The organism is Mycobacterium sp. H4Y (assembly GCF_000364405.1).
Classification (GTDB): Bacteria; Actinomycetota; Actinomycetes; order Mycobacteriales; family Mycobacteriaceae; genus Mycobacterium; species Mycobacterium intracellulare.
The window spans coordinates 1718296-1744802 of the sequence record NZ_AKIG01000001.1; the positions used below are offsets into that span (position 1 = coordinate 1718296).

Consider the following 26507-nt stretch of genomic DNA (forward strand, 5'->3'; position numbering starts at 1 on the left):
GCTCCCATCACGCCCGCCGCGCGGTCCTTGTCCGTGCTGCTGATCGAGGACGACCGCGCCGATGCGCTACTCGTCGAAGATCTGATCGATGATGCCGTCAGCGGCATACGGCTGGTGTGGGCGCGGTCGATGGCACACGCGGAGCAGGTGTTTGCCTCGGCCCGGCCCGACTGCGTGCTGCTGGATCTGCATCTGCCGGACGCCAGCGGAATGGACGCTCTCGAGCGCATCACCAAACGTGATGCCACCGTACCGATTGTCGTGCTGACGGGCTGAACGATGAAGATTTCGGAGCTACGGCGGTGGCGGCCGGTGCCCAGGACTTCTTGGTCAAGGGCCGCGTCCAACCCGACGTGGTGCGCCGTGCGCTGCTGTATGCGATCGAACGCAAGCGCGCCGAGCTGATGGCCGTCGACCTGGATGCCACCCAGCTGCGGGCCCGCGAGAACGCCATACTCGAACGGGGCCTATCGGCCTCCCCGCTGCTACTCGACAACCCGGGCGTCGACTTCGTCGCCCGGTACCGGCCCAGCCGCGAGCACGCGCTGCTATGCGGAGGTTTCTACGACGTCATCCAAACACCTGACCGCACCGTGCATGTGCTGATCGGTGAGGTCGCTGAGGACGGTCCCCATGAGGCACCACTAGGTGCGGCATTGCGGATCGCGTTTCGTGCGCTCACCCTCGCCGGCGTGCACGACGTGGCGAGGATGCACCACCTCGAGCGAGTGCTGCGTTCAGAACGAAGCGGCTCGGGGATCTGCGCCACGGCGCTCACCCTGCAAATCTCCCCCGACAACCCGCGCCTCAAAACGATCCGTGCCGGGCATCCCGGGATGTTGTTACACGGCGGCGGCACCGTGGAATGGATCATGCCTCCGGCCGGCCCGGCGCTGGGACTGCGCGCCGACGACTGGCCACAACACGAGCTGGAACTGCCGGATGATCGGGGCGGGTGTTGGTGACCGACGGACTCTTCCAAGGGTTTTCAAGCAACGGCAGCCAACCCCTGGACGAGGACGGTCTGCTCGCTCTGGCCCGTTCCCACGCACACTTGCCCGGCATACAATTCGTCGACGCGCTCATCGACAGTGCCCACCAGCTTGCCCAGCCACACGGTGGGTTTACCGATGACATCGCCGTGCTGCGCCTCGAGCGGTCTGCCAGATGACCACGATCGCCGCGCTTGCCCCGGCGGCGGTTGCCAGAAGCAACGGCGTCCGGCGGAAGGGAGAAAATTGTGTGGCCATTCAGAAAGAAGAAGCCGGCCGAAAAAGCTGCTCGCGACGCTAAGGTCTACTACTCCACTCCTTTTGGCGACACGAAGGACGGCAAACAAAAGCCGTTTTTGCTTGAACGCGACGGTGCGTGGTTCGTCCCGGTTTTTCGCAGCGTGGAGACGATGAACGAGTTCTATGAACGAATGAACCGCGCCGCGTACATGATAGTTGAGGGAGACATTAAAGACGTGCTGGAGACCAACCGCTCAATTGAGGTGATGAAGAACGTGGGAATTGTGATTGAGCCGTTGAGCGAACATCCCGTTGAGATCGCGCCTGACGCTTGACGGACGCTGAGGAAGAGTCAGGGCCCGACACCGCGCCAGGCGTGCAGCGCGCTCGTCGTGATGCGGCGCGCCGGCCTGGTTGCCTCACCCTCAGTGGCAGGCAGAACCTCAGTCCGCTGCCGCTGAATAATTGCGGGTTTCGGGTCAATCGCGTCTGGGCATTCGCATGCATGAGCTCGCTACGATCCATTCGCTATCTCGCTACTGCGGTAGTAACAGCCTCGGCGGCGCTGTTGAGCGCGCCCGTCCCGGCGGCCTCCGCCGAACCGTGTCCCGACGTCGACGTGGTCTTTGCTCGCGGCACCGGCGAACCACCCGGGGTCGGCGGGGTCGGGCAGGCGTTCGTCGACGCGCTCAGCTCGCGAGTCGGCGGAAAGTCGGTGCGCGTCTCTCCGGTCAACTACGAGGCGAGCGGCGACTTCAACGGAGGCATCGCCTTCGCCCGAACCTTTGTGGACGGGATCAAGGACGCCGGCGGCCACATCGAATCCACGGCGTCGAACTGCCCCAGAACCAAAATGGTGCTCGGCGGGTATTCCCAAGGCGCTGCCGTGGCCGGCTTTGTGACCTCCCCTGCCATACCCAAGGAAGTGCCACAGGAGTTCGTGTCCTATGTGCCGCAGCCGTTGCCGCGGGCGGTCGCTGATCACGTGGCCGCGGTGGTCCTGTTCGGAACACCCTCCAATGAATTCCTGCGCGGCGCCGGCGCGCCACCCATTACGATCGGTCCGCTGTACGCAGGCAAGACCATTCAGTTGTGCGCCCCCGACGACACGGTTTGCAATGGCGCACCTCCTGGACCGCCCGGGATCGCGCATACCCTGTACGCGGCGAACGGCATGGTCGACCAGGGCGCGGATTTTGCTGCCCAACGTCTGTAGCGCCACACTGCGAATAGTCCTGAGACACAGCGGTATTGTGAGGCCGGATGCCCGCTCACCACAGGAGGTTGGACGGGTCGATCAGGACATAGTCGCTATCCGATGTCTCGAGCTCAATGCCGCGGGGCATCGCGGCTTTGGCCCAGGATTGGGGCACCGACAGTGCCCCGATCGAGGACGCGCGACCTAACCGCGCCGTTGCCGAGGTCGTAGCGCCGCCGACCTGACCCGGGAGCGGCAGCAACGCTGCGGCCCTTTTCAGTGACGCTGTCTTGTTAAGCGAACTCAGACGGCTTATCGCGAAGTCGGTGGGAGCGGACAGTGAACCCAGTTTTGACAGCGGTGATGTCGCCGCGGACAGGCATGCGTCGAATGTCGTTATCGGCGAACGAGACAGCGCCCGCAGCGCTCGGGGAATCACGGGCATCACGTGGCCGCCGGCCGATACCACTTGCGGAGCCGCGATCAGGCTCCACGCGGTTTCTGCGACCGCGGGGTCGTGCTGGCCCGATCCCACGGTCGGCGGCGAGTCGAATGGTGCCAGAGTTGACGCGGCCGCAGCGGCTGCGGCATAGGCGTACATGGCGTCGGCGTCCTGTGCCCAGATCCGTTCGTAGCCAGCGTCCGTGTCGGCGATTGCGGGGCCGTTTTGGGCCAGGCCGTTTGCCGTCACGAGCGCCAGCCGCAGCGCGCGGTTGGCGTCGATCACCGACGGCGGCACCACCGCCCCTAACGCGGACTCGAATGCGTCGGCGGACGCTCTCGCTTGGCGCGCGGCCTGCCGCGCGCGGGCGGCGACGGCATTGAGCCATGCGGTAAAGGACACCACCGCCGCCGCGACCGCGATCGACGCCGGGTGCTGCTCTACCTGGAATAGCATCGACGCCACCGAGCCATAGCTCTCCGCGATGTCGTATAACTGCGCCGCCGTTTCATCCCACGCCTCAGCCGCCAGGCTCATCGAGGCCGAGCCGGGACCTGAATACAGTCGGCCGGAATTGATTTCCGGTGGTAGCTCACCGAGACTCACTGATTACTCACTTCAGCTGCGCGTCACCTAACGACGGCCGAGCGCGATGCGCCTGTCCGCTCAAGCGAATGGTTCGCCGGTGCCACGAACGCCTTATTGAGCGTGAGGCTCCGTTCGGCCTTGGGATACCAGCCTTGCGGTGCGTATTGGCTGGTGTGCAGGTAGCACTGGACCCGCACCTCAGCTCTGCCGGGCGTGAAGGTGAGCAGCCTGCTGATCGGAAGTGTGGTAATGGGCATATGGTGGCGGCTCAGTGATGCGACGTTGAGAAACCATGTGCCCCAGCGTTGTTCGATATGGGTTTTGCCGCCATAGCTGTCGTCGGGGTGGGTGTGGGTGTGCCCGGCGATCCACAAGTGAACCCGGCCGGGATGTTCGGTGAGGAAGTCTTCGAACGCCCCGGAGTCTGGTTTGCTGTCCACCCAATACAGATAGGACGCCGCGTGTGGGGTTCCGAGTTCGAACGGGCGATGATAGTGCTCCAGCAGCTGCCCGTCCGGCCCTTTGCGAACGCCTTCCCACTCCCCGGAGGCCACGGTGGTGTCCTTGAGGACGTAATGGTGGACGACGATGATGATCGAATCGGGGTTGCTCAGCACCATGTGTTTCCACCAGCGGAACGCCTCGCCGCTGACGACGCCGCCCGGGTTGCCGCCGAGCGGGCCCCGCCCCACGGTCTGGGTGGGTTCGTTGCGGTCGCTGAGCATGAGGAACAAGAGGTTGCCCACCCGGAAGGAATAGTGGTCCCACGCGCCCTCGACTGGATAAGGCCGCGCGTTGGCGTCGACTCCGGAGAATTCGGTGTGCTGTCCAAGGGGATCTACCCACTTCTGCCACCACCATGCCTCGGGCTCGTGTAGGCCGCTGCGGTCGTGATTGCCGCAGACGCTGTAGATGGCCTCGCGTCGGTGGCGACGCAGGCTCGCGAACTGGCGGCGAAGCTCGGATCCCTCGGCGTCGTCGGGAAGATGGTGATGGGCCCCGGACATGTCGCCGACGTCGATGGCGATATCCCACTCGAACGGTGGGCCACCTTCGGATCCGCCGGCCTCCGAATGCGTTATCGCCTCGGCCAGGCTCCGTCTGCCGTAGCGCTTGTCTGTCCCGACGTGCGCATCACCGAACGCCCAAAGACGAAATGGGCTGTCCGGCAGTCGATGATCGTGGTGGTCCTCCGGCATGGGGCTCCTTGTCCGAGTGGATGGTCGAGTCATTCAGAATTGGTTTCGATCAGTCCCCAATACCGGCGGATACGCTGATCGGCCGCGTCGAAGACGGCGTCGATGGCAATGCCGATCAAAAGGATCACGATCATGATGGCCATCGCCGACGGCATATCGCTGAGGTTCTGAGCGTTTTCCAACAGCACCCCGATCGACGCGGTGTCGCTGATCAGCACCACCAATTCGCCGGCCATCAAGCTACGCCAGGCGAACGCCCATCCCTGGCGCAGGCCGGCGACGAACATCGGTAGCGAGGCGGGCAGAACCACGTGCCGGTAGAGCCCAAAGCCGTGCAATCCCAAGTTTTTTGCGACCCGCAGCTGCAGGGGCGGGATTTGTCCGGCTCCGGCGAGCACCCCGGTGGCCACCGACGGTGCGGCGCCGATGACGACGACGAACAGGATCGCCGACGTGTGCAGCCCGAAGAAAATGATGGCGAAGGGAAACCAGGCGATGGCCGGCATGGTCTGCAGACCGGTGATCACCGGCCCGAATGCCGTGCGCAGCAGCCGGTTTTGCGCGATCACTGCGCCGACGACCGAGCCGATGAGCAATGCCAGCGCGAAACCGGCCAGCGCACGGCACATCGTGATCCCGATCGCGTCCCACAGCACGGCCTCATGCAGCCGCTGCCAGAGGTTGGCCGCGACGGTTCCGGGGCCGGGCAGCACGAATGACGGCTTCCACCCGCTGAGGTACACGAGCTGCCAGATCAGCAGAACCATCGCGACGGCAAAGACTTTCGCCCGCATCGCCGCCAGCACCGACCTGATCCGCACCCGGTTTGGGCGCGGCGCTTGGGGCGTCAGCGCAGGCCGGTGACTCTTGGTAGCGAGATCGCTGTCAAGCACCGCCACGGTTTCCCTCGTTCCGTAGCTGGGTGGAGATGCGGGAGGCCAATTCGGCAACGTCCGGGTTGTTGACTCTGTGGCGGCGCGCCACCGGGACCGCGATCTCTTCGACGATGCGACCGGGCCGCGGGCTGAGCAATACGACACGGTCGGCGAGTCGCACTGCCTCGCGAACGTTGTGCGTAACGAACACGACGGTCAGTCCGCGTTCGTCAACGATGCGCTCCAGCTCCTCGTGCAGGCGATCACGGGTCAGGGCATCCAGCGCCCCGAATGGCTCGTCCATCAGCAAGACGTCGGCGTCTTGGGCGAGCGCACGCGCCAATGCGACGCGCTGCTGCATGCCACCGGACAGCTGATGAGGACGCTTGTCGGCGAAGTCAGCCAAGCCCACCGTTTGCAACAAGTCAGTCGTCCGCTGGCGGCGTTGCGGGCGCGGCACCGAGCGCGCCCGCAAGGCCAACTCGACGTTGGCGGCCGACGTCAGCCATGGGAACAGCGCCGGTTCCTGAAACATCAAGGCCACCCGTTGCCCATCGGTGCTGAGCTCGCCGGCGGACGGTTGGTCCATCGCGGCGATCAGCGACAGCAGTGAGCTCTTACCGCAGCCGGATGCCCCCACAACGCAGACGAATTCACCGGAGTTGACCGTCAAGGTGATGCGATCGAGGGCTGTGACGGCCGACCGGCCCCGGCCGTACCGCTTGGTCACGTCGGTGAGCCGCACGGCCCGTGACGTTTGGGCGCTCGCTTCGGCTGGCGGCCCGCTGAGGTGATCAGACTGAACGTAGTGGATCACGGGTCACCTGCGGCTTGCCGGCTCGGCGAGGACTTTGTTGAGCGGTCCCGGCTCGTACAGGCCGCTGATATCGAGTGGCTTCAGCAACCCTATGGCCACGGCCTTGGAGACCTGGTCGCGCAGTGAGGCCATTCCGGGATCGTTGGTGTAGGTGGTTTCCTCGAAGGAGGCCGCGAGTACATCCGGTTCAAGCCCCTTGCCAAGATCTTTCGCCAGCGCGGCATTGGCAGATTGGGCCGCGCCACCGCGGTCCGTGGCGATACGTTCGGTCGCCTCGGCCTGGGCGCGCAGCAGTCCGGCGACCGCGTCAGGATGGGCCGCAAGGAATTCTTGGCGGACCACCAGGACGGTGATGGTGTTGGGGTCCGACCACAGTCGCACCCCACCAGCCTTGATCATCTGCACGTCGAAAGGCGCGGAGTCGATGGCGCCGACGATTTGGTTGGTAAGGAATTGCTGGACGATCGCCGATTCCGGGCTGGTCGGTTTGACCGAAACATCGCCGCCTCCTTGGATATTCGTCCTCAACCCGTTGTGGGCGAGCCAGTCGCGGAGGCTGACGTCCTGGGTCCCGCCGAGCGCGGGGTCCGCCACGGTCTTCCCTTTGAGGTCTGCGGCGGTCTTGATGTCGGGTTTGACGACCATCGAGGTACCTCCGCTGGCCGCGCCGGAGATGATCTTGATCGCTTTCCCTCCCGATTTCTGCCAGGCGTTGAAGGCGGGATTGGGACCGACGTAGGCGGCGTCGAGTTGGCCAGACAGCAGCGCGGTCACTTCCTCGGTCCCTCGACTGAATGGCTTTGCGGTGAAGTTGACTTGGGGTCCGAGTTGCTTGGCGAAGAAGCCGTCGTGGAGAGCCACCAGTGCCGAGGCGTGCGTGATGCGCGGCAGATATCCCAGGCGCAGCGATACGGCGGAGGAGGTCGGCGACGCGCCCTGGCTCGAGCACCCGGACAGCACGGCGACGGTAGCTGACGCGGCGATCAGCGCGATGAGCTTGCTGCCGAATCGGTGCAGTGACATGGTTTCCTCGAATCGAAACGGATCAGAACCTGGCGGATTTGGCCGCGGCTCACAACGAGAGTTGCTGCCGTACCGCGGGAGCGGTGAGTGCTGATGGCGCGGCGGTGCGCGCGCGTCAGACGGCCCTGGGGGCCGGACAAGCCGCGCAGGTGATGCGGCGCAAGTCGATGTGGAGGCGGCGGGTAAGGCCGGTTCGAAGTCGGGTCACTACGGGGTCCCCGTGGTTCGGGTCACGAACAGCGGGCTTGTCCATACCTGATGCCCATCGAATTGCTTGCCGCGCACGTATATTGCGCTGTCGCCCTTGGGCAGCTGCAGGTTGAGTTCGCCGGTGACGGTGGTCGGCAGTGCCTTCGGGTCGGAGATGCGTTCGAGGCGGACGCGCAGATTGAGACCGCCGACGGCGATGTCACGATGTCCCTCGGTGACGAGCTCCGCCCCGGAAAGGTTCGCCCGGGTGCGCAGGCCGTCTTCCTGCACCGTCGCGTCGAGTTCGAAGCGCGCGCGGCTCAGGTCGGCGAGCCGTATCACGATGCCGATATCCGCGCCGTAAGTCTTGGTATCCCAAGCCACGGCCGGTCCGTCGACATCGACGATCTGCTCGGGATGGGTGATCGCCCACGGCGTTACGTGTTCGACGGCGGTGCCATCGATACGCAGTCGGCCCGACCAGCTGGCCCAGCGGTAGCGGTCACGGTGCCGAGCGCCACCCCAGCTGACGCGAACGAGGTTGGGCGAAAGCCCCGTCTCGGCGTGCAGGTCACGACGCCAGAGCAAACCGGCGCTGTCGTAGACCGTCACGTCATCCCATCCCGTCGTGCCGTACAAGGCGTAACCGGCGGTCAGTTCTCCGGCGTCAGCGGCGAACTCGTCACCCATCCAGTTCTCACCGCTGCGCAGCAGGGCGACCGCGCGCGCACCGGTTGTGGCCCAGGTGCGGCGGGCGCGCAGCGAACGACCGACGTCTGCGGCGGAAAGGGCCGGCGCGAGGACGCCGGTGAGCCCGCCGAAGCCGCCGAAGATGTTGGCGCCTGGCGCCCCGGCCCCCGGCCGTCCGCGGTGTTCATCGCTGGCGGCGCTCGCCCCCAGCCGTAGGCCGCGCGCCAGGGCGTCTTCGAAGAACCATGGGCTACTCCCCCAGGCCGAATGCACCTCGATCAGCCGCTCGAGCTCGGGGTGGTGCCAGTCCAGGATCGCTCGTCGCCCGCCCACGTGCGGGATCAAGAGGTAAGACTCCGGGTCCTTCTCGTAGGCGGCGTATAACTGGGTGACCGGCCAGGTCTGCGGGGTGGGCGCCGTGGTCGCCATGCGCTGGTGCCATTCCAGCGAGCGGGCCAACGTGGTGTCCTCACCGAGGAAGACGACATTGTGGTCGCCGCCGGCGCCGGCGGTCCCGCACCACTCCACTCCGGGGTAGCAGACAAACGCGCCGTCCTCGGCGATCTGCCTGCACGCCCTGACGACGTCGTCCCACGTGTCGTCGGTGATCTGAAAGTCGTTGGCGGTATACCCAAGTACGTCGAGCGCGGCGATATCGCGCGCGTAGTGCAGGTTCCAGTCGGTGTCCTGAGTGCCGACGGTGTCGTTGGAATGAACGTGCAGGTCGCAGAAGTACGCCCGCGGCGACGGGAAGTCGTCGACGATGTCGATCACGGTCTCACCGCCCTGCAGCACGGCTGTGCTTGTCTCGGCGGCAACGTCGATGCGGGTGGCGACCGGCGGCACGCGGAGCGACGCCTTGGACCACCCGTTCGCAGGCGTACGGGCGCTGTCCACGACGACACCGTCGATGAGCGCATGCATCGTCGCGGCAACGTCGGAACAGGTGTTGCCCCAACGGTCTTGCAGATGGGCATGCAGGTGCACCGCCGGCGCATCGCTGCGCACGATGCGAGGGCCGTGCACGACGACTCGTTCGGGTGCACCCGGTACGACCGCAATTCGATGCACATCAGCGTGCGCCATGCGCGACGTGCCCAGCGGGTCGACGAACAGGTGGACCTCGAACTCGTCTTCCACGAAAGTCTGCACGCGTGTCCCGGGGCCGCCGAAACGGCGGTCGCCGCAGCGGATCTCGATCACATCACCGGGACGCAGGTACCCGTCCACGACGTGGATCAGTAGTGACTTCTGAAATGGCCGCTCCCCGCCTTTGACGTCATATCTCGTGACCAGGTGCTGCACCGTCGCGGCACTGTCGTCGGAGGCCCCGCCGATCAGCGACCGACTCACCAAGCGGGCGGTCGCGAAGTCGCGGGCGTCCGGCGACGTTGTCTGCAGATCCCAATCCGAGTAGTAGCGGAAGCACAGCTTCAGCCAACCGCTGTCGGCAATGCCGGATCCCCCGACGGTGTAGGTGAACACCAACTCCTCGAGAGAACCCGCGACCACCCGGTCATGCGAGCAGCGCAACTCTCCCAGGAACGCAAGGCGGTCAAACTGTTCGGTGATTTCGTCGCGCACCGCTGCCACCGAGCAGTCGTTGCCGGCCATGCCTGGCTGCGGACGCACCACGATGCCGGCAGCCGCCAAGGCAGCCGGTGACGACGAATCCGCGGACATGCCCTTGATCCTGAAGGCAACGCATCCACGAGTCCAGTGAATAGATATGATGCGATTAATCACGAAAGATGAAGGATTGTGAACCTGCAGCAATTGCGCTACGTCGTGGCGTTGGCCGAGGCGAATAGTTTCACCAAGGCGGCCGAGGCGATGTTCGTCGTGCCATCAGCCTTGAGTCAGCAGGTCGGTCGGTTCGAAAGTGAGATCGGCTTACGGCTGTTCGAACGGACGACCCGCTCGGTCTCGCTGACCCCCGCCGGTGAAGCGCTGATGCCGCTGGTGCGCCAGGTGGTTGCGGGCATTGACCAGATCGCCGTTGACGCACAGGCTCTCGGCGGCACGGTCGTTGGCCGGCTCACGGTCGGGATGATGGAGATCCCATCCGAAAGCCTCGATGTGGCCACTCTGATGGCGACCTTTCACTCGCACTATCCCGACGTCAGCGTGACGTTGCGCAGCGGCGGCAGCGACGTGCTGATCGAGGCGGTCCGCGACCGGAAGCTGGACGTGGCGATCGTGGGCTCCAACGTATCCAGGACCGGCGGTGCCTTGACGTTCACCCATCTGTTCAGCGAGCCGCTCATCGCCGTCATGCCCGCCCACCACCCGCTCACAAAAAAATCATCGGTGTCGATAACTGCGCTGGCCGCATTACCGTTCATCGACTTTCCCCCTGGCTACGGTCTGCGACACGAAACCGACCGCGGCTTCGCCAACGTGACGCGGCGAGTGGCTTTCGAAGTGACGCGTGTCGATGAGGTCACCCACTTCGTGCGCAAAGACCTGGGTGTCGCGTTGCTGCCCGAATCCGTCGCCCGTACCCGCGCTAACGCCGATCCGAGACTGGCACTGCGGCCGGTCGCCGGAGCTGACATGCACCGCCGGGTAAACCTCGTGGCACCGCGCCCTGAAATGCGCTCCGCCGCATGCCAGGCCTTTGTCGGTTGCGTCGCCGACCACATCGAACAGACCGTGCCGTCTCGCGACGCGTTGTCGAAAAAGACTGCGGGAACCTCGAAGCGGACCCGCCGCTCCAACTGATGCATGCCGTCACCTGGTCCGTGGCAGGGCCGGCGTTCGATGGTCGCGCGGTGCAACACATGGACATGCGACTCAGGAGCTGGACGCCATGAAGCAAGCCAACATTCGATGGCGACGCAATATCGTCGCCGTGCGAGCGGGAAGCCGGCAAACGGCCTCGCGGCCAAAACGCCCCTTTCGAATTATTTGACGCCGAGATTTTTACTGATAAAAACTGTTTCATCGGGCAACGTTTCGTGCGGAAGTTGGCTTCCGTTCACGCCGGGGTACTTCCCGATTCGTCCGAGGTAGACGGGGCGCAGGGGCGCTTATGCCGACCCCCATCGCCAAGGCGCGCCCACTGCCCTCCGGGGGTGGTGACCGTGCGGAGTCGGCCCTTGTTGGTCGATGTTGCTTCCGCCGGAGCTGGCTAGTCTTCTGGGCACACGAGCATTCAAGCCATCGGCGGCCAGGGTTTTCGATAGCTGAGCATGCTGAATGCTGTTGAAGGACAACGTTATCGGCGGTTGAGATGCTGGCCGACGTTGGCCATATCCGGATGCGGAGGGAAGCAATGGATTTCGGAGCGTTACCTCCGGAGATCAACTCCGGCAGGATCTACTCAGGCCCCGGGCCGGCCCCGTTGTTGGCCGCGGCGGCCGCCTGGGACGGATTAGCGTCCGAATTACGCGCCACGGCAGCGTCTTACGGGTCCGTCGTCGCAGAGCTGAGAACCGCGTGGAATGGCCCCTCGTCGACGTCGATGGCGGCCGCGGCCGCGCCGTACGTTGCGTGGCTAATCGGCAGCGCCGCGCAGGCCGAGCAGTCGGCCAGTCAGGCGAAGGCGGCGGCGGGCGCGTATGACGCCGTCTTCGCGGCCACGGTGCCGCCGCCGGTGATCGCGGCCAACCGGGCGTTGTTGGCGTCACTGGTCGCGACCAACATCCTGGGCCAAAACACCCCGGCCATCGCGGCCACCGAGGCCCAGTACGCCGAGATGTGGGCCCAAGACGCGGCCGCGATGTATGGCTATGCGGGTTCCTCGGCGGCCGCGACTCAACTGGCCCCGTTCACCGCGCCGCCGACGACCACCGACAGCGGTGCGGAAACCAACCAGGCCGCCGCGGTCGCCTCGGCGGCCCAGTCCTCGGCGAGTTCCAACGTGGAATCCACGGTCTCCCAGGCGCTCTCGCAGGCCCCGGCCGCGACGCAAACCGCGGCGACGGCGACGACGTCGCCGGGAATCTCGCTCGGCCTCGGGGAAGCCACGGGGGGCTTGAAGAGTTTCAACAACTTCCTCAACGTCCTTACCGGGCCCTACTCTCCGATCGGGATCGGGACCGCGGGGAAGGGTTTTTATCAGCTCGCGCTCAATGTCCGCGGGATGGGCGCCAACCTGCGAAGCATCGGTGGCACACTGCATCCGAAAGGCCTCCACGGGGTTCTGGCTCCGCTGCTGCACAGCGATCTGCTGACCGGCTCCACCTCGTTCCAGCCGCCGAGTGCGGGAACGGTGTCGGCGGCAGTGGGCCGTGCCGGTGTCGTCGGGTCACTGTCGGTTCCGGCGAACTGGGCCTCGGCCGCGCCCGCGATCAGGACCCTGGCCGCCGAGCTGCCCGAGACGATGCTCGACGCCGCACCGGCGATGACCGTCAATCCCGGCCAGGGCCTGTTCGGCCCCACCGCCCTGTCGAGCCTGGCCGGACGCGCCGTCGGGGGCAGCGCCACCCGCGCGGTGGCCGGGCCGGCGGTCCGGGTGCCCGGGGCGGTGGCCGTTGATGACATCGCCACCACCTCCACGGTCATCGTGATCCCGCCGAACGCGAAATAAGGAAAGGCACGGCCATGGTTTTCGCCGATTTGGCGGCGGTGCCACCAGAGGTCATCTCCATCCAGCTCTACGCCGGTCCGCATCCTCTTACGGCTCGGCGATTTCGAATCTGACCAGCGAGTCGCGGGAGGGTCCGTCGTCGGCCTCCATGGCGGCCGCGGCGGCGCTGGTGCGCCGTGCGCGCCCAATGTTGTTGCGGCACTGGTGCGTCAGGTGTTCGCTTGGTCGCTGGTCAAAGCCCGCTCTGCTGTTCGCAGGACCATGCGGATTCCCAATCCGATTAAGGGCGCATAGAGCCGGGTGAATAAGCCAGCGAGGACGGGGCTTTTGAGGGGGAAGCTTGTTGTCCATAGAACTTCGGTGCCTCCCGGCACCTCCTGCAACGTCACCGAGCCACCGCTGTGTTGCGCTGGCGGCACGGTTGACAGGGCTTGGTAGCTAATCGAGTGTGGCCGTTCGAACGCCGTGACCACTTCGGTGACTTTCGAACCCGAGCTGGCGAATTCACGAATTGAGCCGACTCCAAAAGGCTCTGGCCCATCGACCGGGCGAACGCGGGAGTAAAACATCCCCGGTATGTCACTCCAATTGTTTCCGTTAATGAGCCAGTCGAACACCGCGTCGATCGGCGCGGCGATGGTCCGACGCCGGCTTACCGTCCGCATTGCGCCCATCGATCATTCCGACCGGTAGGTTCGCGGGCCACCGGAGCTGCTGCGCAAAGGGCTGACCGCGCGCATCGCGATCGTCACGGTTGCCATCGATGTCAATGCGGGCCTTTCCCTCGAGGTACGAGCATTATCGAACCGAGGCGGGCGACGGGGTCAAGACCGTGCTGGCAAATCGAGAACAATTTGCGGTTCCGAGATCCAGACTCCCGCTTACGATCCCTGCGCGAGCTCCAACGCCGCCGCGACGACCGGCTTGGCCCAAGCCGGTGTGGAGCTCAAGTCGGACGGCCCGACGATGCGGCCGCGGTCCATGTGCAACACCAAGACCGGCTTCGGCGCCTGCCCCTCGGCGGGATCGGCGCTCGCCGAGTTGTCGTACATCCGCAACCCGGTGAGCACCGGCAGTAGTTTCACGAGATTGATCAGGCTGTGGCGGTAACGGCGACGGACGTCGGCGTCGGAAATGTCATGCCCGCCGGCGCGGACCCGTTGGCGGACCCGCTCGATGCAGGTATCGGCGCTGTCGAGGCCGACATAGAAAACATGGACCTCGAGTCCGCGCTTGGCGGCCTCGGCCAGCAGTGCCGGCATCGTGGTGCCGCCGAGCGTGGTCTCGAAGGTGAAGTCGAGGCGTTGATCGATCGCCCGCTGCAGCATCTTTCGGCCCTGTTCCCACGCCGCGGCGTTGGCCTCGGCCTGGCCCAATCCGGGGTTGGCCGCCATGATCTCTCGCGCGGCCTCGTCCGGGTTGTAGTACTCACCGCCCTTGTCGCGGATCGTCGCGCCCACGACGCTGCTCTTGCCGACGCCGTTGACGCCCGCCAACACGTGTATCTGCGCCGGTGTCGTCGTGCGAGCCATGGGCCGCGCCGGATCAGCGCAGCGGCGCGGTGCGTGCCGCCTTCACCGCGGCGGCGCCCAGCTCTTCCGGTGTGGCGTCGAACGCGGCGGCGACCCCGGCTTTGGCCTTCGGCGTCTGCATGGTCGCCAGCAGTTCGTCGAAGCGTGCACTGAGGTCGTCGAGGGCGGGTGCCGCCGTTGCGGCCAGGGCCTCGAATTCGGCGTACGACAGCAGCACTGCCCTGGGGGTGTTGTGCTTGGTGATCACCACCGCCCCGCTGACCGCGGCCTCATCGAAGACTGTGCCGAACTCATTTTTGAGGCGGCTGGCGGTCACCGAGGGGACATCGACGAGCTTGCCGTCGCGGTTGCGGAACGAGACGGTGGACATGGCGCTCCCTCCTTGGTCTGCACCTTAGCCATTCTAGCTGCTTTGTCCATTTTGTACGAATGGCCTATTTTGCGCCGAGAACCTCTGCCTTATCGTTCGGGCACTCATCGAAAAAATTGCGCAGCGCAGTCGCTACAGATGAGCTACCAGCAAGGCGCGCGATGCGTCGCTGTAGCGTGACGGCCGTGAACTCGTTCCGGATGTATTCGTCTGTGGCGCTCGCGGCCGGCGCCGCGGCAACCGCTCTCCTGCTCGCTGGATCGGGCACGGCCAACGCGGCCGACTCGTGCCCAACCGCGGCACCGCAGAATGGTGGAACGCCTGACTGGACCCTCGCCGGGAACACGGGGAGCGTCGCCGTCACCGGGTCCACCGACACGACGGCCCCGCGGGTGACCGTGACGGCACCGTTCGCCGTGACCCAGACGCAGGTGCATACGCTGCGCGCCGGAGATGGACCCGTGGTCTCGAGCACCGCGAAGGTCTCCGTCTGCTACATGGGTGTCAATGGTCGTGACGGGTCGGTGTTCGACAGCAGCTACCAACGCGGCGCCCCCGTCGACTTCCCGCTCACGGGCGTCGTGCCGGGCTTCCAAAAGGCCATCGCGGGACAAAAGGTGGGGTCCACCGTCGCCGTCGCGATGGTCCCCGCGGATGGCTACCCCGAAGGTCAGCCCAGCGCCGGAATCCGCCCGGGTGACACGCTGGTTTTCGCGATCAAGATCCTCAGCACATCGGGCTAGCTCCGCCCGCCAAACACCCTGCGCCGGCGACTAATTCGTCAGCGGGGCGAACATCAGCGCGGGATCGATGCCGAGTTGCTGCGCGACGTGGGCGGTGTCCCAATACTCTCGCCAATGAGCGATCGCACCGTCGCGAACCTCGAAAATGGCTGTGACATAAAACGTGACGGCCACGCCATTCATAGAGTTCACGTCGACTCGTTCGACGACGACGGTGTCGCCGTCGGACACGATCGTGCGGATCTCGCTCCCCTCGACCATGCCGGTCGACAGCGTGTTGTGCTTCTCGAGTTCTGCGCGCGCCGCGTCGCGTCCCCGCACGACCGGGGACAGCGGAACGTGGAGTTGCCACACGAAGTCCTCGGCCATGAGCGCGGTCATCGCGTCGATGTCCATGCTCTCGCCGTAAGCGGCATGTATAAAGTCGACCACGATCTTCTCGTTGTCGTTTTTGGTCGCAACACTTTTCGACATCGCGTTTTCCCTTAAGTGCCAGTGCGGGTGTTCGTCATTCGTCGAACTGTAGAGGGCCGCGCCCGTCGGCGTCCGCGCTTCGCGCGATTCGCGCAGGTATACGAAGCGCTTAGCTCCACGCTGTGGTGGGTACTGCCGTGGCAGCCGCGCGTTCTGCGTCAGACTTGGTTGAATCCACCGTCGGCGGTAACCGTGGATCCCGTGGTGAAGCTGGACAGATCGCTCGCCAAAAAGACCGCGGCATTGGCGATCTCGATGGGATCGGCGAAGCGACCCAATGGAATGGTCGCGATGCGGCCGGCGCGGAACTCTTCGATCGACGCTTCCGGGTCGGTTTGCGCGGCCAGTCTATCGCTGCCCGGGGTGGCGGTGGACCCAGAGACGATGACGTTGACCCGGATGTTGCGGTCGGCGAGCTCGTTGGCCCAGGCGCGGGCCAGTGATCGGACGGCAGCCTTGGTGGCGGCGTAGATGCTCAGCCCGGCGCGGCCGCGGTCGGCGGTGGTGGAGCCCGTCAGGATGACCGAGGCGCCGTCGTTGAGCAGGGGCAGCGCTTTTTGGACGGTGTGCACGACCCCCTTGACGTTGGTGGTCAGCAGCGCGTCGAGGTCATCGTCGGTGATCTCCCCCAGCCGCGCCACCCGGGTCACCCCCGCGTTGGCCATGACGATGTCGAGGCCCCGGCCGGCGGACTCGACCTCCCCATAGAGCCGATCCAAGTCCTCCGGAACGCCGACATCGCCGGCCACGGCGGTTGCCCTCGGTCCCAATTTGCTTGCCGCGGTATCGAGTTCGGTCTGACGCCGGCCCGTGATGAACACCCGTTCGGCACCTTCGGCGAGGAATCGCTCGGCGGTGGCCAGCCCGATCCCCGAATTGGCGCCGGTCACGACGGCGGTCTTGCGGTCGAGCAATCCCATTCAGTTCTCCCGGTGTCGGCGCGGCGGTGTCGGCGGTCTATGCCCGAGTTCGTTTGGAAGCCGGGTCATTTCCAGCAAACCCGATGAGGTATTCGTGCAGCCCCTGCGGTGTCAGCGTGTTCATCGGTGGCGCGCCTCCGGATTCGATGTGCTGTGGCTGTGTGGATGCGTCAGCCGCTTCGTCGACGCCTCGATCATGCCGCGGATCGCCCGCGCTGGCGCCATCGCCCCCTGCGTGAGCGCTCCGGTCTGACCGTATTGTCTGCAGCATGATCGCCGCTTTGATCGTGTCGCCGTGGTCAGTGCCCAGCCGCTTCCGAGCACCCGGCGAATCCGCACGCTAGAGCCGGTACAGGCGCGTGGCAGCTCTGATTCTTGCCCTGGCGGGGCTGGCGTTTCTCGATTCGCTGAACGTCCTCAACGTGGGCGTCGTCTCGGCGGTCATCTTCGACAGCCGGCTCGGTCGCCGCTCCCCCATCCCGGGCGCCTTGAGCTTCGTCGCGGGCGTGTTCGCCGTGACGACCACCTTCGGCCTGTGCACGGTGCTGGGTATCAGCTTCATCACCGAGGCGTTCGATTTTCACATCACGCCGGCCATCCGGTTTCGTGGCGAATTGCTGTTGGGGATCGTGCTGATCGGCTTGGCATACTTCCCGCTGACCGCACAATCGTCGGCGCCCGGCTGGGCGATGGCGGCCATGCGCAAACGTCCGTGGCTGCTCGGATTCCTCGGGCTGGCGGTGGGAAGCGGACAAGCGCCGACCGCGGTGCCCTACCTCACGGGGCTGGCCATGCTGGCCGCGTTGCATCCCCGGCCCCCGCTCTGGCCGCTGGTCATCATCACCTACTGCGCAATCGCGGTGTCGCCGCCGCTGGCGATCCTTGCGCTGTCGATGAGACGAACGGTGCGGGCCGCGCGCATTCAGCGGGGACTGGTGCGCGCGCTCACCCGCTACGGCCCCATGTCGGTGCGGCTTCTGTTTCTCGTTTTCGGGGTCGGCCTCATCGCCGATGCGCTCGTCAATCACAGCGCCCTCTGGTGACGCGCGATCCTTTCTCACGTTCTGCATAGCGAGCTGGATTACGTTGTCGCGTGTGACTGATCGTCAAGCGCGCGCAATGTCGTTCGGATCGATCGCCGAAAACTACGACGGGCTGCGTCCGCAGGCCCCGCGGCAGGCGGTGGACTGGTTGATGCCATCGGAGTGCGAGGTGGCCGTCGACGTGGGCGCGGGGACGGGGCTGTTCACCCGCACGCTCATCGGCAGGGCGGCACAGGTCATCGCCGTCGAGCCCGACGCCCGGATGCGCGCGGTGCTGGCCGAGCGCTCCCCCGGCGTCCGCGTCCTCGAGGGCAGCGGTGAGTCGATCCCACTCCCCGACCGTGCCGCGGACGCCGTGTTCGTCTCGGCGGCGTGGCACTGGATGGATCCCGAACGGGCGGTTCCGGAAATCGGGCGGGTGCTTCGCGACGGCGGGCGCTTCGGCCTGATTTGGACCAGTCGCGATCGCGACGTGGACTGGGTCCGCGACCTCGACCTGCTGCCCGGCGACGAAAGGACTGAGGCGGATGCCCCCGAACGCTTCCGCCAGCTCCACGAAAACGTCACACTCCCCGATCCGCAGATCTTCCACCAGGTGGCCCGCGAGGCGTTCACCTTCGTGCGCACGATGAGGCTCGACGACGTCGTCGGGATGGTGGGCACCTACAGCAGGATCATCACCGCGTCTCCCGACGACCGCGAACGCCGGCTGGCCAACGCCCGCGCTGTGTTGCGTGAGCGCTTCGGAGCGGCTGATTGGATCGACGTCCCCATGCAGTCCCGCTGCTGGCGCGCCGATCGGGTGCCCCGCGGCGCTTACGCCTGGGGTCCCTCCGACGGCGGCCAGGGCGTTCCGGGCGACGCCTCGCCCGGGCTTTCGTAATCGCCGCGAGACAGCGGCACCCACCGCTCGCTGGGCGCGGGCTGCTTCGACGACGGAAAGTCGCGCAGACTGCCCGTCGGCTTGGCGTCCCACTTGGCGAACGTCAACGGCGTCTGCAGCCACGCGTGCAGCAGGTTGTAGGCGGCTTCGAGCGAATCGATGTGGGTGCGCTCCCAGCCGTGGCTGCCGTCGAGGCCGAAGCCGACGAGCGCGGCGCGGGTGTTCGCGCCCGCCTCGATCGCCGCGGCGGCGTCGGAGCGGTAGTAGCGAAAGATGTCGCGCGCGAACGGGATTCCCCGCTCCTGGGCGAGGCGGCAGAGCTTGCGGGTCAGGTGGTAGTCGAAGGGCCCGTGCATATCGGCCATCGGGATCGTCACGCCGTCCTCGAGCGAGTGCTGCCCGGGCGCGCATACCGCGTTGTCCACCGACACCAATTCGGCGACGTCGGCGGGCAGCCCGTGGCTGGCCCCGTGACCGACCTCCTCGGTGATGGTGACCATGATCGTGGTGCGGTGCGGCAGCACCACCTTGTTCTCGGAGAAGTTCTTGGCCAGCGCGAGCGCGATCGCGACACCCGCCTTTCCGTCCAGGTGGCGGGAGACGATGAAGCCGTCGGCGGTGAGCTCGGGGCTGGTGATCAACGCGACGAAGTCGCCGATCTGTAGGCCGAGGCGAAGCAGGTCCTCCCGCGAGGACACCTTGCGGTCGATCCGAACCTCGACGTGGTCCCAGTCGGTGGGTTGGGTGTCGATCTCGTCGCCGAACGCATGTCCGCTGGACTTGAGCGGCATGACCGTGCCGGTGATGAACTCGTCGGGGTCGTCGATGAAGATGCGCACGCGGGCCCCCGCGGCGAACCGGGCAGAGAAGGTGCCGACCGGGACCAGTTCCAGGCGGCCATTGTCCTTGAGGTCGCGGACCATGCAGCCGATGGTGTCCGAATGAACCACCAGCGCCCGGTCGGTGGTCGCCGACTCCCCCGGGAGCTCCGCGGTCAGCGCCCCGCGCCGCGTCAGCGTGAACGGCACGCCGAAGTCGTCGAGGATGTCGCCGATTAACTGCATCACCGCGTCCGTGCGCCCCGACGGACTCGGGGTCTGCAGCAGCGCGAGCAGCGTGTCGATCATCCACGTGCGGTCGGCCTCGGCCATGGCCGCGGTCTGGCCCACCTTGTCTCCTCTCGAGTCGTCGGGAATCGCGTACAACCTACCGTGTGGCCGACCCCGATCGCCCGGCCCGGCCTAATCCGAGCTAGGAAGCGGTTTCCAGCTCCGCGATCAAATCGGCCAGGGCGAGAATCCGCTGGGCGTCGCGCACGTGCAGGCTCTCGATCATGCGTCCGTCGACCGTGATGACGCTGGTGCCCGCGGCCCGCGCCTCCTCGTAGGCCGACACGACCTTGCGGGCGTCGTCCAGCTCCTTGCGCGAAGGGCCGAACAGCTCGTTCGCCGGGGCGATCTGTGACGGATGGATCAGGGTCTTGCCGTCGAATCCCATTTCGCGGCCGTGCCGCGCCTCGGCCCGGAATCCGCCCTCATCGGTGATGTCGTTGAACACGCCATCCAGAATGATTTTTCCGGCCGCCCTCGCGCCCAGCAGGGCCATGCCCAGCGCGGGGACGACGGGCGCGCGCCCGGGGACGTGCAGGCCGTGCAGCTCGTTGACGAGATCGTTGGTGCCGACCACCAACCCGGCCAGGCGCTCGCTGGCCGACGCGACCTCCTCGGCCCTCAGAAACGCCCGGGGCGTTTCGATCATCACCCACAGCTGCAACGACTTCGGTGCCCCCAGCGTGTCGAGCGCGTCGGCCAGCGCCCGAACCTGTTGGCCCGTCTCGACTTTCGGCACCAGCACCCCGTCGGCGGCGGAACCGGCCACCGCGGCCAAGTCGTCGCTGTGCCAGTCGGTGTCCAACCCGTTGATGCGCACCACGACCTCGCGGGGCCGGTAGCTGTCCGACGAGACGGCCTCGCACACCGTCGCGCGCGATTCGGCCTTCGCGTCGGGCCCCACAGCGTCTTCGAGGTCGAATATCAGCACGTCCGCCGGCAGCGATTTGCCCTTCTCCAGCGCCCGGGGCTTGTTGCCGGGCAAGTACAGGGCGGAGCGGCGCGGGCGCAGGGTCGGTGCCATAGCGTGATTCGCTTCCTGTCGTCTAGTCGTGCGGGAAAGGAGTCACCTGCATGTGGCGCGTGGTGACCGCGGCATAGCAGGAAAGTACCCTTCGGTAGCGGTGGCGTAGTCGCGGGTGGCGGCCGCCCCACGGCCCAATCGGCCGGCGCGGCGGCCAGATCCTGGAAGGGAAACACGGATGTCATCGATTGATTCGGCACGCAGCGAGGGCGATAGCTGGGACCTGGCCTCCAGCGTGGGGGCGACCGCGACGATGGTGGCGGCCTCCCGGGCGTTGGCGTCTCGCGAGCCGGACCCGCTGCTCGACGACAGGTTCGCCGAGCCGCTGGTGCGGGCGGTCGGACATCCCTTCTTCGTCCGGATGCTGGACGGCCAGATCCCGCTCGAGGGCGACGACTCGCCGATGACACTGCAGCAGCGGCGCGAGCAGATGACGGTGCGGACCAGGTTCTTCGACGATTTCTTCCGCGCCGCGACGGCGGCCGGCGCCCGCCAGGCCGTCATTTTGGCCGCCGGGCTCGACGCTCGGGCCTACCGGTTGTCGTGGCCTGCGGGCACCGTGGTTTTCGAGGTCGACCAGCCCGAGGTCATCTCGTTCAAGACCGACACGCTCGCCCAGATCGGCGCGGAACCGACCGCCGAGCGCCGCACCGTCGCCATCGATCTGCGCGATGATTGGCCAACCGCCTTGCGCGGCGGCGGTTTTGACGCCGACTCTCCAACCGCCTGGATCGCCGAGGGCCTACTGCCCTACCTACCGCCGGAAGCCCAAGACAGGTTGCTGGACAACATCACCGCGCTCAGCGCCCCGGGTAGCCGGCTGGCCACCGAGAACATCACCGACATGAGCGTGTTCACCGACGAGCGGGCCCGGGCGATGCGCAACAACTGGCGCCAGCACGGCCTCGACATCGACATCGCCGAACTCGTCTGGCTCGGGGAGCGCCGTCCGGCCGCCGAGCACCTGTCCGCGACCGGCTGGAACGTCACGCACTACCCCACCGAACAGGTGTATGCCGACTACGGTTTCGCGATGCCCGACAACGAAATCCTCAAGCGATTCCGTCACGCCATCAGTTACCTCAGCGCCGAGCTGAGCTGAGTTGATCCGGCGCCCGCGTCAGGGTCTGGCGTGGCGCCACTCCCGCTCGAACGGCAACCGCCAGGCGTTCGGCGCGATCAACTGGTGAATGGCGTTGGGCCCCCAGGTTCCCGGCTGGTACAGCTTGACCGCGGGTGGATCGGTGAGGAGCTCTTCCGAACGCTCCCATAAGGATTCGATGCCTTCCGCGGTATTGAACAGGGTGTGGTCGCCCCGCATCGCGTCGAGGATGAGCCGTTCGTAGGCCTCCAGCACATCGACGACCGTCTCGATCTCCTGCGAGGAGAATTGCATGGACAGCTTGTCCAGCTTCATGCCGGGGCCGGGCCGCTTGCCATAGAACGACAAAGACACCTTCGAGTTGTCGGCGAGGTCGAACGTGAGGTGATCGGGACCTTGGGTACCCACACCGGATCCGGGTGGGAACATCGTGCGCGGGGCCTCCTTGAACGCGATGGAGATGATGCGGATGCCCTCGGCCATCTTCTTTCCTGTCCGCAGGTAGATGGGCACCCCGGCCCACCTCCAGTTGTCGATGCCGACCCGGAGGGCGATGAACGTCTCGGTGTCGGAATCCCTTGCCACCCCGGCTTCGTCGCGGTACCCCTGGTACTGGCCGCGCACCACATTCGAGGGCTTGACCGGCAGCATCGACCGGAACACCTTGTTCTTCTCTTCGCTGATGGCAAAGGGTTCGAGCGCCGTCGGCGGCTCCATCACCACGAACGCCATCACCTGGAACAAGTGGGTGACCACCATGTCCTTGTATGCGCCGGTCTCTTCGTAGAAGCTCGCCCGTTGATCCAGGCCCAGCGCCTCGGGGATATCGATTTGGATGTGGTCGATGAAGTTGCGGTTCCAGATCGGTTCGAACAGACCATTGGCGAAGCGGAACGCCAAGATGTTCTGGGCGGCCTCTTTGCCCAAGAAGTGGTCGATGCGGAAAATCTGGGATTCCTCGAAGGTTTCGTGTACGAAGTCGTTGAGCGCCACCGCGCTGGCCAGATCGGTGCCGAATGGTTTCTCCATCACGACCCGTGAGCGGTCGACCAATTTCGCGTCGCGCAGCATGGTGATCACCGCGCGCGCCGCCTTGGGCGGCACCGACAGGTAATGCAGCCGCCGGGCGTTGGGGCCCAGGTTGGCTTCGGCCTCCGCCACGGCGGTGGCCAGCGCTTCGGGTCCGGCGCCCTGCGGGACGTAGGTCATGATCCTCGCGAAGTTCGCCCATTGGTCGGGTGTGAGCTTGTGCGTCCCGAACGAATCGATCGCGTTCTTGGCGAGCTCGCGAAATTCGTCGTCGGTCAAGTCTTCCAGCGAGGTGGCGACGATCTGAATGTTGGGTGCCAGCTCGGACTGGTCCAAGTAGGCCAGGCCGGGGATCAGCTTTCGCTTGGCGAGATCCCCCGTCGCGCCGAACAGGACGATGACGTGGGGGTCCAACGGATCGGGGTGGTGGCGACGCGGGCGTGCGTCGGGCGCGGGGTACGAGATGGTCTGAGGTTTTGCGGTGGCCACTCCTGCGATACTTCCACCGCCGCGGCGCTCTGTCGCCCCTGTTCTTCGGTTGCGGCCGGTTAGCGATCGCTCGATCGGGTATGGGATAGCGGCGGCCCCGGCATCGGGGTTCGCCGCCCCACCAAGCCAACGGAAAGCGACATGACAAAGCCCGACAAAGACCCATTGAGCCGCGCTCAGGAGCTGGAGAACATCGTCGATCGGCTCGAGGAGAAGGTCGCCGGGGACCGCGAAGCCGAAGACGTCCCCGGCAAGCCCAGCGAGCGGGAGCATGCCGCCGTCCGAGGCTCGGACAACGAGCCGCCGGACTAGCGAGTCATCCGCTCGGCAGATCTATGGCGTGAGCCTTCAGCGCCGCCAGCGTTTCCGGTGCCGGCCACTCGTTGGCTCGGTATCGCGCCGGGGTGATCCCCGCGACGGGCAGGATGCCCACCACGTCGACGACCGTGGCGAACGGCACGGTGAACTTGTCCGACACGTTCGACGGGTCGCCGACGAGGAACGTCACGTAATCGGTGTGGGGCAGCTCCCAAGCCGGGCCCTGCCCCCACGCCGTCGTGGTGCGCCGCCCCCACGGCGTGTCGATCACCTGGGCCTCGCCGACGTATTGCGGGAACAGTTCGCGCTCGTAATGCTGCCGCAGGTAGTCGGTCTGGTGTTGGTATTCCCTTGCGGCCAAGAGGCTTCGAGCCGCCAGGCCGTACCCGCGCAGCGGGTGCGGGCCGGCCTGATCGAACGGCACGATGATGGCGCCCGCAATGGTGTAGCCCTGCGGCGAGACAGGTTGTTCGGCCTCGAGGTACAGCTGCTCGGCGGCCTCGAAGAGTTCGGCCACCTGGCCGGGGGCGTCGGTGCCCAGCACCAGCGACCCGTCCCCGGGGAAGAACACCAGCGGTCGTGGACCGCCCGCTACCGCCAGCGAACCCAGCCACCCGGTGGCCAGAATCATCGAGTCGACATAGCTGGCACCGTCGGCGTCCTTCAACAGATACTTCTCGCCCGGTGTGAAGACCTGCTGACGCGCGGTCAGATTCTCCCGGGCCACGGCGAATGCCTGGTCGCCGGTAATGCCCCAGGCGCCGGTTTCGGCCGGCGTCACCATGGCCCGAACCGTGGGAAGGTCCACGACGACCATCTCGTTGATGTGCGGGAACACCGGACGGACCCAGGGCTGCGCCCCGTTGTTGACCAGCTGATTGGCGTAGCTTTGCGGCCGCAGCACCGGCCTCAGCAGGGGTTGGGCTTCGCCCCAATCCAGCGGCGGTGTCGACGATTGGTCGCTTGCCATGTCCACGGTGCGTGCTTCCTGCTCATGATCAGGGAACACGCACGATACACCGTGCGCCCCCCAAAACAAGTCACCCGATCGGTGGCCCGCGACCGGCGCCAATCACCCGGCCGGTGGCCCGAACCAGGCGGTGAGGGCATCACGCAGCGCCGGGTCGGTTCCCTCGCCGGTCCAGGCAACATATCCGTCCGGACGGATCAACACCGCTGTTGGGGCGCTCACCGTCCCCAGTGCCGGAAGTTCCCAATCCCCTTCGTGTTTCGCGTCGACCACACGCACCCGTCCCGCCCACGACGCGATGTCGATGCGCCCGGCCGAGCCGAAGTTGAGCAGGACGGGCCGGCCGTCCCGCAGGAGGGCAAACACCCGCAGCGGGCCGTCGGCGGTGATCAGGTCCAGGTCGGGCATGCGGCGCCCCAGCAGCGGGTGCCCGTCCCCGAGGTCGTAGCCGATGCCCAGCCCGGACATCATCGCGGCGAACCGTTTGCGAGGCTCCTCCATGCCCAGCAGCTCGCCCATCGTTTCTCGCAGCGCCTCGGTGCCGTCGTCCGCACGAAGAAGCGCCAGCTGCGCGATCGAGTTGCGCAGCACTCGCGCGGCGATCGGGTGCCGTTCGGCGTGATAGGTGTCGAGGAGGCTGTCGCGTGACGTGTTGTTGACCACCTGGGCCAGCTTCCATCCCAGATTCACGGCATCCTGGACGCCGGTGTTCAGACCCTGCCCGCCCACCGGGTGATGGACGTGCGCGGCGTCGCCGGCGACCAGCACCCGTCGGACGCGATAGGACGCGGCCTGCCGGGCGGCATCGGTGAAGCGGGAAATCCAACGGGGACTGTGGATTCCGTAATCCGTCCCGTAGACGGCGACGAGTGCCCGGCTCGCATCGTGCACCGTGGGTTCGCCGGAGGTTCGAAGGCGCTCCTCGGTGACCATGATCCGCACCGGCCCGCCCTCCTCGGTGGTGGACAAAGCATGGACTCCGAGCGCGTCGCGGCGGATACCCCACGGCGGCGGCTGGTCATCTTCGTAGTCCATGTCCGCCTCGGCGAGCAGATAGCTCGTCGTGGCATCCCACCCCGGAAATTCGATGCCGGCTGCCTTGCGGACCACGCTGCGTCCGCCGTCGCACCCGACGAGATAGCCCGCCCGCATCACCCGGCCATCGGACAGGCCGACGTCGACGCCGCTGTCGTCCTGGGCGAGGGTGGCCACCTCTGTGCCGCGATAGATGCGCACGCCGAGTTCGCCGACCCACTCGGCCAGGGTTCGTTCGATCTGGTTCTGCCACAGCGCCAGCCCGTACGGGTGGCGGGTGGGAAAGTCGCTGATGTCCAGCCGAATCTGGGCGAAACCCGCCACCTGCGCCACCTGTCCCTGCGACAAGAATCGATCGGCGATGCCGCGCTGATCGAGGACTTCGATGGTGCGGGCGTGCAGACCCCCGGCGCGCGATCCGATCAAATCCTGGTTGGCGCGCCGCTCGACGATCGCGACGTCGACGCCGGCCAAACCCAATTCGCCGGCGAGCATCAGCCCCGTGGGGCCACCTCCGGCGATGAGCACCGCATGCTCGACCTTCCTGCCCGAGCTCTGCGAAACAACCACGTCGATACCCCCCCGCTCTCCCGAATTTTGGTTTCGGACAGCGATTTTGCGACATCACCCCGGTCTTGCGGCAAGCCCCGGGGTGCGCTATAGGTTGAAAGTGGCGGGG

The 26507-nt window shown here is 66.3% G+C and carries 25 protein-coding genes and 1 pseudogene; 10 read left to right on the plus strand and 16 right to left on the minus strand.

The window, feature by feature from the left end; translation table 11 throughout:
* Positions 1–27: 27 nt before the first annotated feature.
* The 3 genes and pseudogenes from W7U_RS07645 (at position 28) to W7U_RS07655 (ending at position 2448) form a co-directional block, all read left to right on the plus strand.
* Positions 28–1171 (plus strand): annotated as a pseudogene (locus W7U_RS07645) (SpoIIE family protein phosphatase).
* A 69-nt stretch (positions 1172–1240) separates the two neighbouring features.
* Positions 1241–1567, plus strand: a complete 327-nt coding sequence (locus tag W7U_RS07650; protein ID WP_008256568.1) for an SseB family protein — start codon at positions 1241–1243, stop codon at positions 1565–1567.
* A 170-nt stretch (positions 1568–1737) separates the two neighbouring features.
* A complete protein-coding gene (locus W7U_RS07655; protein WP_014380113.1) occupies positions 1738–2448 on the plus strand; it encodes a cutinase family protein in 711 nt (236 codons plus the stop codon).
* Positions 2449–2503: 55 nt separating this feature from the next.
* Here the strand turns inward: W7U_RS07655 and W7U_RS07660 are convergent, their stop codons facing one another.
* From W7U_RS07660 to W7U_RS07685, 6 genes are all read right to left on the minus strand, one after another.
* On the minus strand, positions 2504–3478 hold the full coding sequence (locus W7U_RS07660; RefSeq protein ID WP_014384678.1) for a PPE family protein: 975 nt from the start codon (positions 3476–3478) through the stop codon (positions 2504–2506).
* A gap of 23 nt (positions 3479–3501) precedes the next feature.
* Entirely contained in the window at positions 3502–4659 is a 1158-nt protein-coding gene (locus W7U_RS07665; protein WP_008256571.1) for a metallophosphoesterase, read from the minus strand.
* A gap of 29 nt (positions 4660–4688) precedes the next feature.
* Entirely contained in the window at positions 4689–5558 is an 870-nt protein-coding gene (locus W7U_RS07670; RefSeq protein ID WP_008256572.1) for an ABC transporter permease, read from the minus strand.
* Positions 5545–6279, minus strand: coding sequence for an ABC transporter ATP-binding protein (locus W7U_RS07675; protein ID WP_008256573.1), 735 nt, complete (start codon positions 6277–6279; stop codon positions 5545–5547). The genes W7U_RS07670 and W7U_RS07675 overlap by 14 nt, the downstream gene beginning before the upstream one ends.
* A 75-nt stretch (positions 6280–6354) precedes the next feature.
* Complete coding sequence (locus W7U_RS07680; RefSeq protein WP_008256574.1) at positions 6355–7374, minus strand: ABC transporter substrate-binding protein; 1020 nt, start codon at positions 7372–7374, stop codon at positions 6355–6357.
* 207 nt (positions 7375–7581) lie between these two features.
* Positions 7582–9936 carry a hypothetical protein gene (locus W7U_RS07685; protein WP_008256575.1) on the minus strand — a complete coding sequence of 785 codons (2355 nt, stop codon included), beginning with the start codon at positions 9934–9936 and terminating at the stop codon, positions 7582–7584.
* 78 nt (positions 9937–10014) lie between these two features.
* On the opposite strand from W7U_RS07685, the gene W7U_RS07690 reads away from it, so the two are divergent.
* Both W7U_RS07690 and W7U_RS07695 read left to right on the plus strand, forming a co-directional pair.
* Positions 10015–10977, plus strand: coding sequence for a LysR family transcriptional regulator (locus W7U_RS07690; RefSeq protein ID WP_008256578.1), 963 nt, complete (start codon positions 10015–10017; stop codon positions 10975–10977).
* A 553-nt stretch (positions 10978–11530) separates the two neighbouring features.
* Positions 11531–12787, plus strand: a complete 1257-nt coding sequence (locus W7U_RS07695) for a PPE family protein (protein WP_036428866.1) — start codon at positions 11531–11533, stop codon at positions 12785–12787.
* Positions 12788–12996: 209 nt separating this feature from the next.
* Here the strand turns inward: W7U_RS07695 and W7U_RS25375 are convergent, their stop codons facing one another.
* The 3 genes from W7U_RS25375 to W7U_RS07705 all read right to left on the minus strand — a co-directional run bounded on the left by W7U_RS25375 (position 12997) and on the right by W7U_RS07705 (position 14689).
* Positions 12997–13461, minus strand: a complete 465-nt coding sequence (locus tag W7U_RS25375; protein WP_232518769.1) for an SRPBCC family protein — start codon at positions 13459–13461, stop codon at positions 12997–12999.
* Between the two features lie 207 nt (positions 13462–13668).
* A complete protein-coding gene (locus W7U_RS07700) occupies positions 13669–14319 on the minus strand; it encodes a zeta toxin family protein (RefSeq protein WP_014380118.1) in 651 nt (216 codons plus the stop codon).
* A gap of 13 nt (positions 14320–14332) precedes the next feature.
* The gene (locus W7U_RS07705) at positions 14333–14689 is read right to left on the minus strand and encodes a type II toxin-antitoxin system prevent-host-death family antitoxin (RefSeq protein ID WP_008256608.1); all 357 of its coding nucleotides are present in this window, start codon (positions 14687–14689) and stop codon (positions 14333–14335) included.
* Positions 14690–14874: 185 nt separating this feature from the next.
* On the opposite strand from W7U_RS07705, the gene W7U_RS07710 reads away from it, so the two are divergent.
* A complete protein-coding gene (locus tag W7U_RS07710) occupies positions 14875–15432 on the plus strand; it encodes an FKBP-type peptidyl-prolyl cis-trans isomerase (protein ID WP_009957154.1) in 558 nt (185 codons plus the stop codon).
* Between the two features lie 30 nt (positions 15433–15462).
* Here the strand turns inward: W7U_RS07710 and W7U_RS07715 are convergent, their stop codons facing one another.
* Together W7U_RS07715 and W7U_RS07720 are read right to left on the minus strand one after the other, a co-directional pair.
* On the minus strand, positions 15463–15906 hold the full coding sequence (locus W7U_RS07715; RefSeq protein ID WP_008256610.1) for a nuclear transport factor 2 family protein: 444 nt from the start codon (positions 15904–15906) through the stop codon (positions 15463–15465).
* 158 nt (positions 15907–16064) lie between these two features.
* Entirely contained in the window at positions 16065–16826 is a 762-nt protein-coding gene (locus tag W7U_RS07720; RefSeq protein WP_008256611.1) for an SDR family oxidoreductase, read from the minus strand.
* 359 nt (positions 16827–17185) lie between these two features.
* On the opposite strand from W7U_RS07720, the gene W7U_RS07725 reads away from it, so the two are divergent.
* Together W7U_RS07725 and W7U_RS07730 are read left to right on the plus strand one after the other, a co-directional pair.
* Complete coding sequence (locus W7U_RS07725; RefSeq protein ID WP_008256612.1) at positions 17186–17869, plus strand: GAP family protein; 684 nt, start codon at positions 17186–17188, stop codon at positions 17867–17869.
* Positions 17870–17921: 52 nt separating this feature from the next.
* Complete coding sequence (locus tag W7U_RS07730) at positions 17922–18752, plus strand: class I SAM-dependent methyltransferase (protein ID WP_232536710.1); 831 nt, start codon at positions 17922–17924, stop codon at positions 18750–18752.
* On the opposite strand, the gene W7U_RS07735 is transcribed toward W7U_RS07730, so the two are convergent.
* Together W7U_RS07735 and W7U_RS07740 are read right to left on the minus strand one after the other, a co-directional pair.
* Complete coding sequence (locus W7U_RS07735; protein WP_008256614.1) at positions 18686–19921, minus strand: osmoprotectant NAGGN system M42 family peptidase; 1236 nt, start codon at positions 19919–19921, stop codon at positions 18686–18688. The genes W7U_RS07730 and W7U_RS07735 overlap by 67 nt on opposite strands.
* Before the next feature lie 82 nt (positions 19922–20003).
* Positions 20004–20885: a CoA ester lyase gene (locus W7U_RS07740; protein WP_008256615.1), complete on the minus strand. Its 882-nt coding sequence runs from the start codon at positions 20883–20885 to the stop codon at positions 20004–20006.
* A gap of 178 nt (positions 20886–21063) precedes the next feature.
* On the opposite strand from W7U_RS07740, the gene W7U_RS07745 reads away from it, so the two are divergent.
* Positions 21064–21987, plus strand: a complete 924-nt coding sequence (locus W7U_RS07745) for a class I SAM-dependent methyltransferase (RefSeq protein ID WP_008256617.1) — start codon at positions 21064–21066, stop codon at positions 21985–21987.
* Positions 21988–22005: 18 nt separating this feature from the next.
* Here W7U_RS07745 and zwf read toward each other — a convergent pair whose 3' ends face one another.
* The gene (gene zwf / locus W7U_RS07750) at positions 22006–23505 is read right to left on the minus strand and encodes a glucose-6-phosphate dehydrogenase (RefSeq protein ID WP_008256619.1); all 1500 of its coding nucleotides are present in this window, start codon (positions 23503–23505) and stop codon (positions 22006–22008) included.
* A gap of 141 nt (positions 23506–23646) precedes the next feature.
* Between zwf and W7U_RS26415 the strand changes: the two genes are divergently transcribed.
* Complete coding sequence (locus tag W7U_RS26415; protein ID WP_008256621.1) at positions 23647–23817, plus strand: hypothetical protein; 171 nt, start codon at positions 23647–23649, stop codon at positions 23815–23817.
* A 4-nt stretch (positions 23818–23821) separates the two neighbouring features.
* Here the strand turns inward: W7U_RS26415 and W7U_RS07755 are convergent, their stop codons facing one another.
* Together W7U_RS07755 and W7U_RS07760 are read right to left on the minus strand one after the other, a co-directional pair.
* Positions 23822–24799, minus strand: a complete 978-nt coding sequence (locus W7U_RS07755; RefSeq protein WP_008256623.1) for a hypothetical protein — start codon at positions 24797–24799, stop codon at positions 23822–23824.
* A 96-nt stretch (positions 24800–24895) separates the two neighbouring features.
* On the minus strand, positions 24896–26398 hold the full coding sequence (locus W7U_RS07760) for an FAD-dependent monooxygenase (RefSeq protein WP_036428870.1): 1503 nt from the start codon (positions 26396–26398) through the stop codon (positions 24896–24898).
* Positions 26399–26507 lie beyond the last annotated feature (109 nt).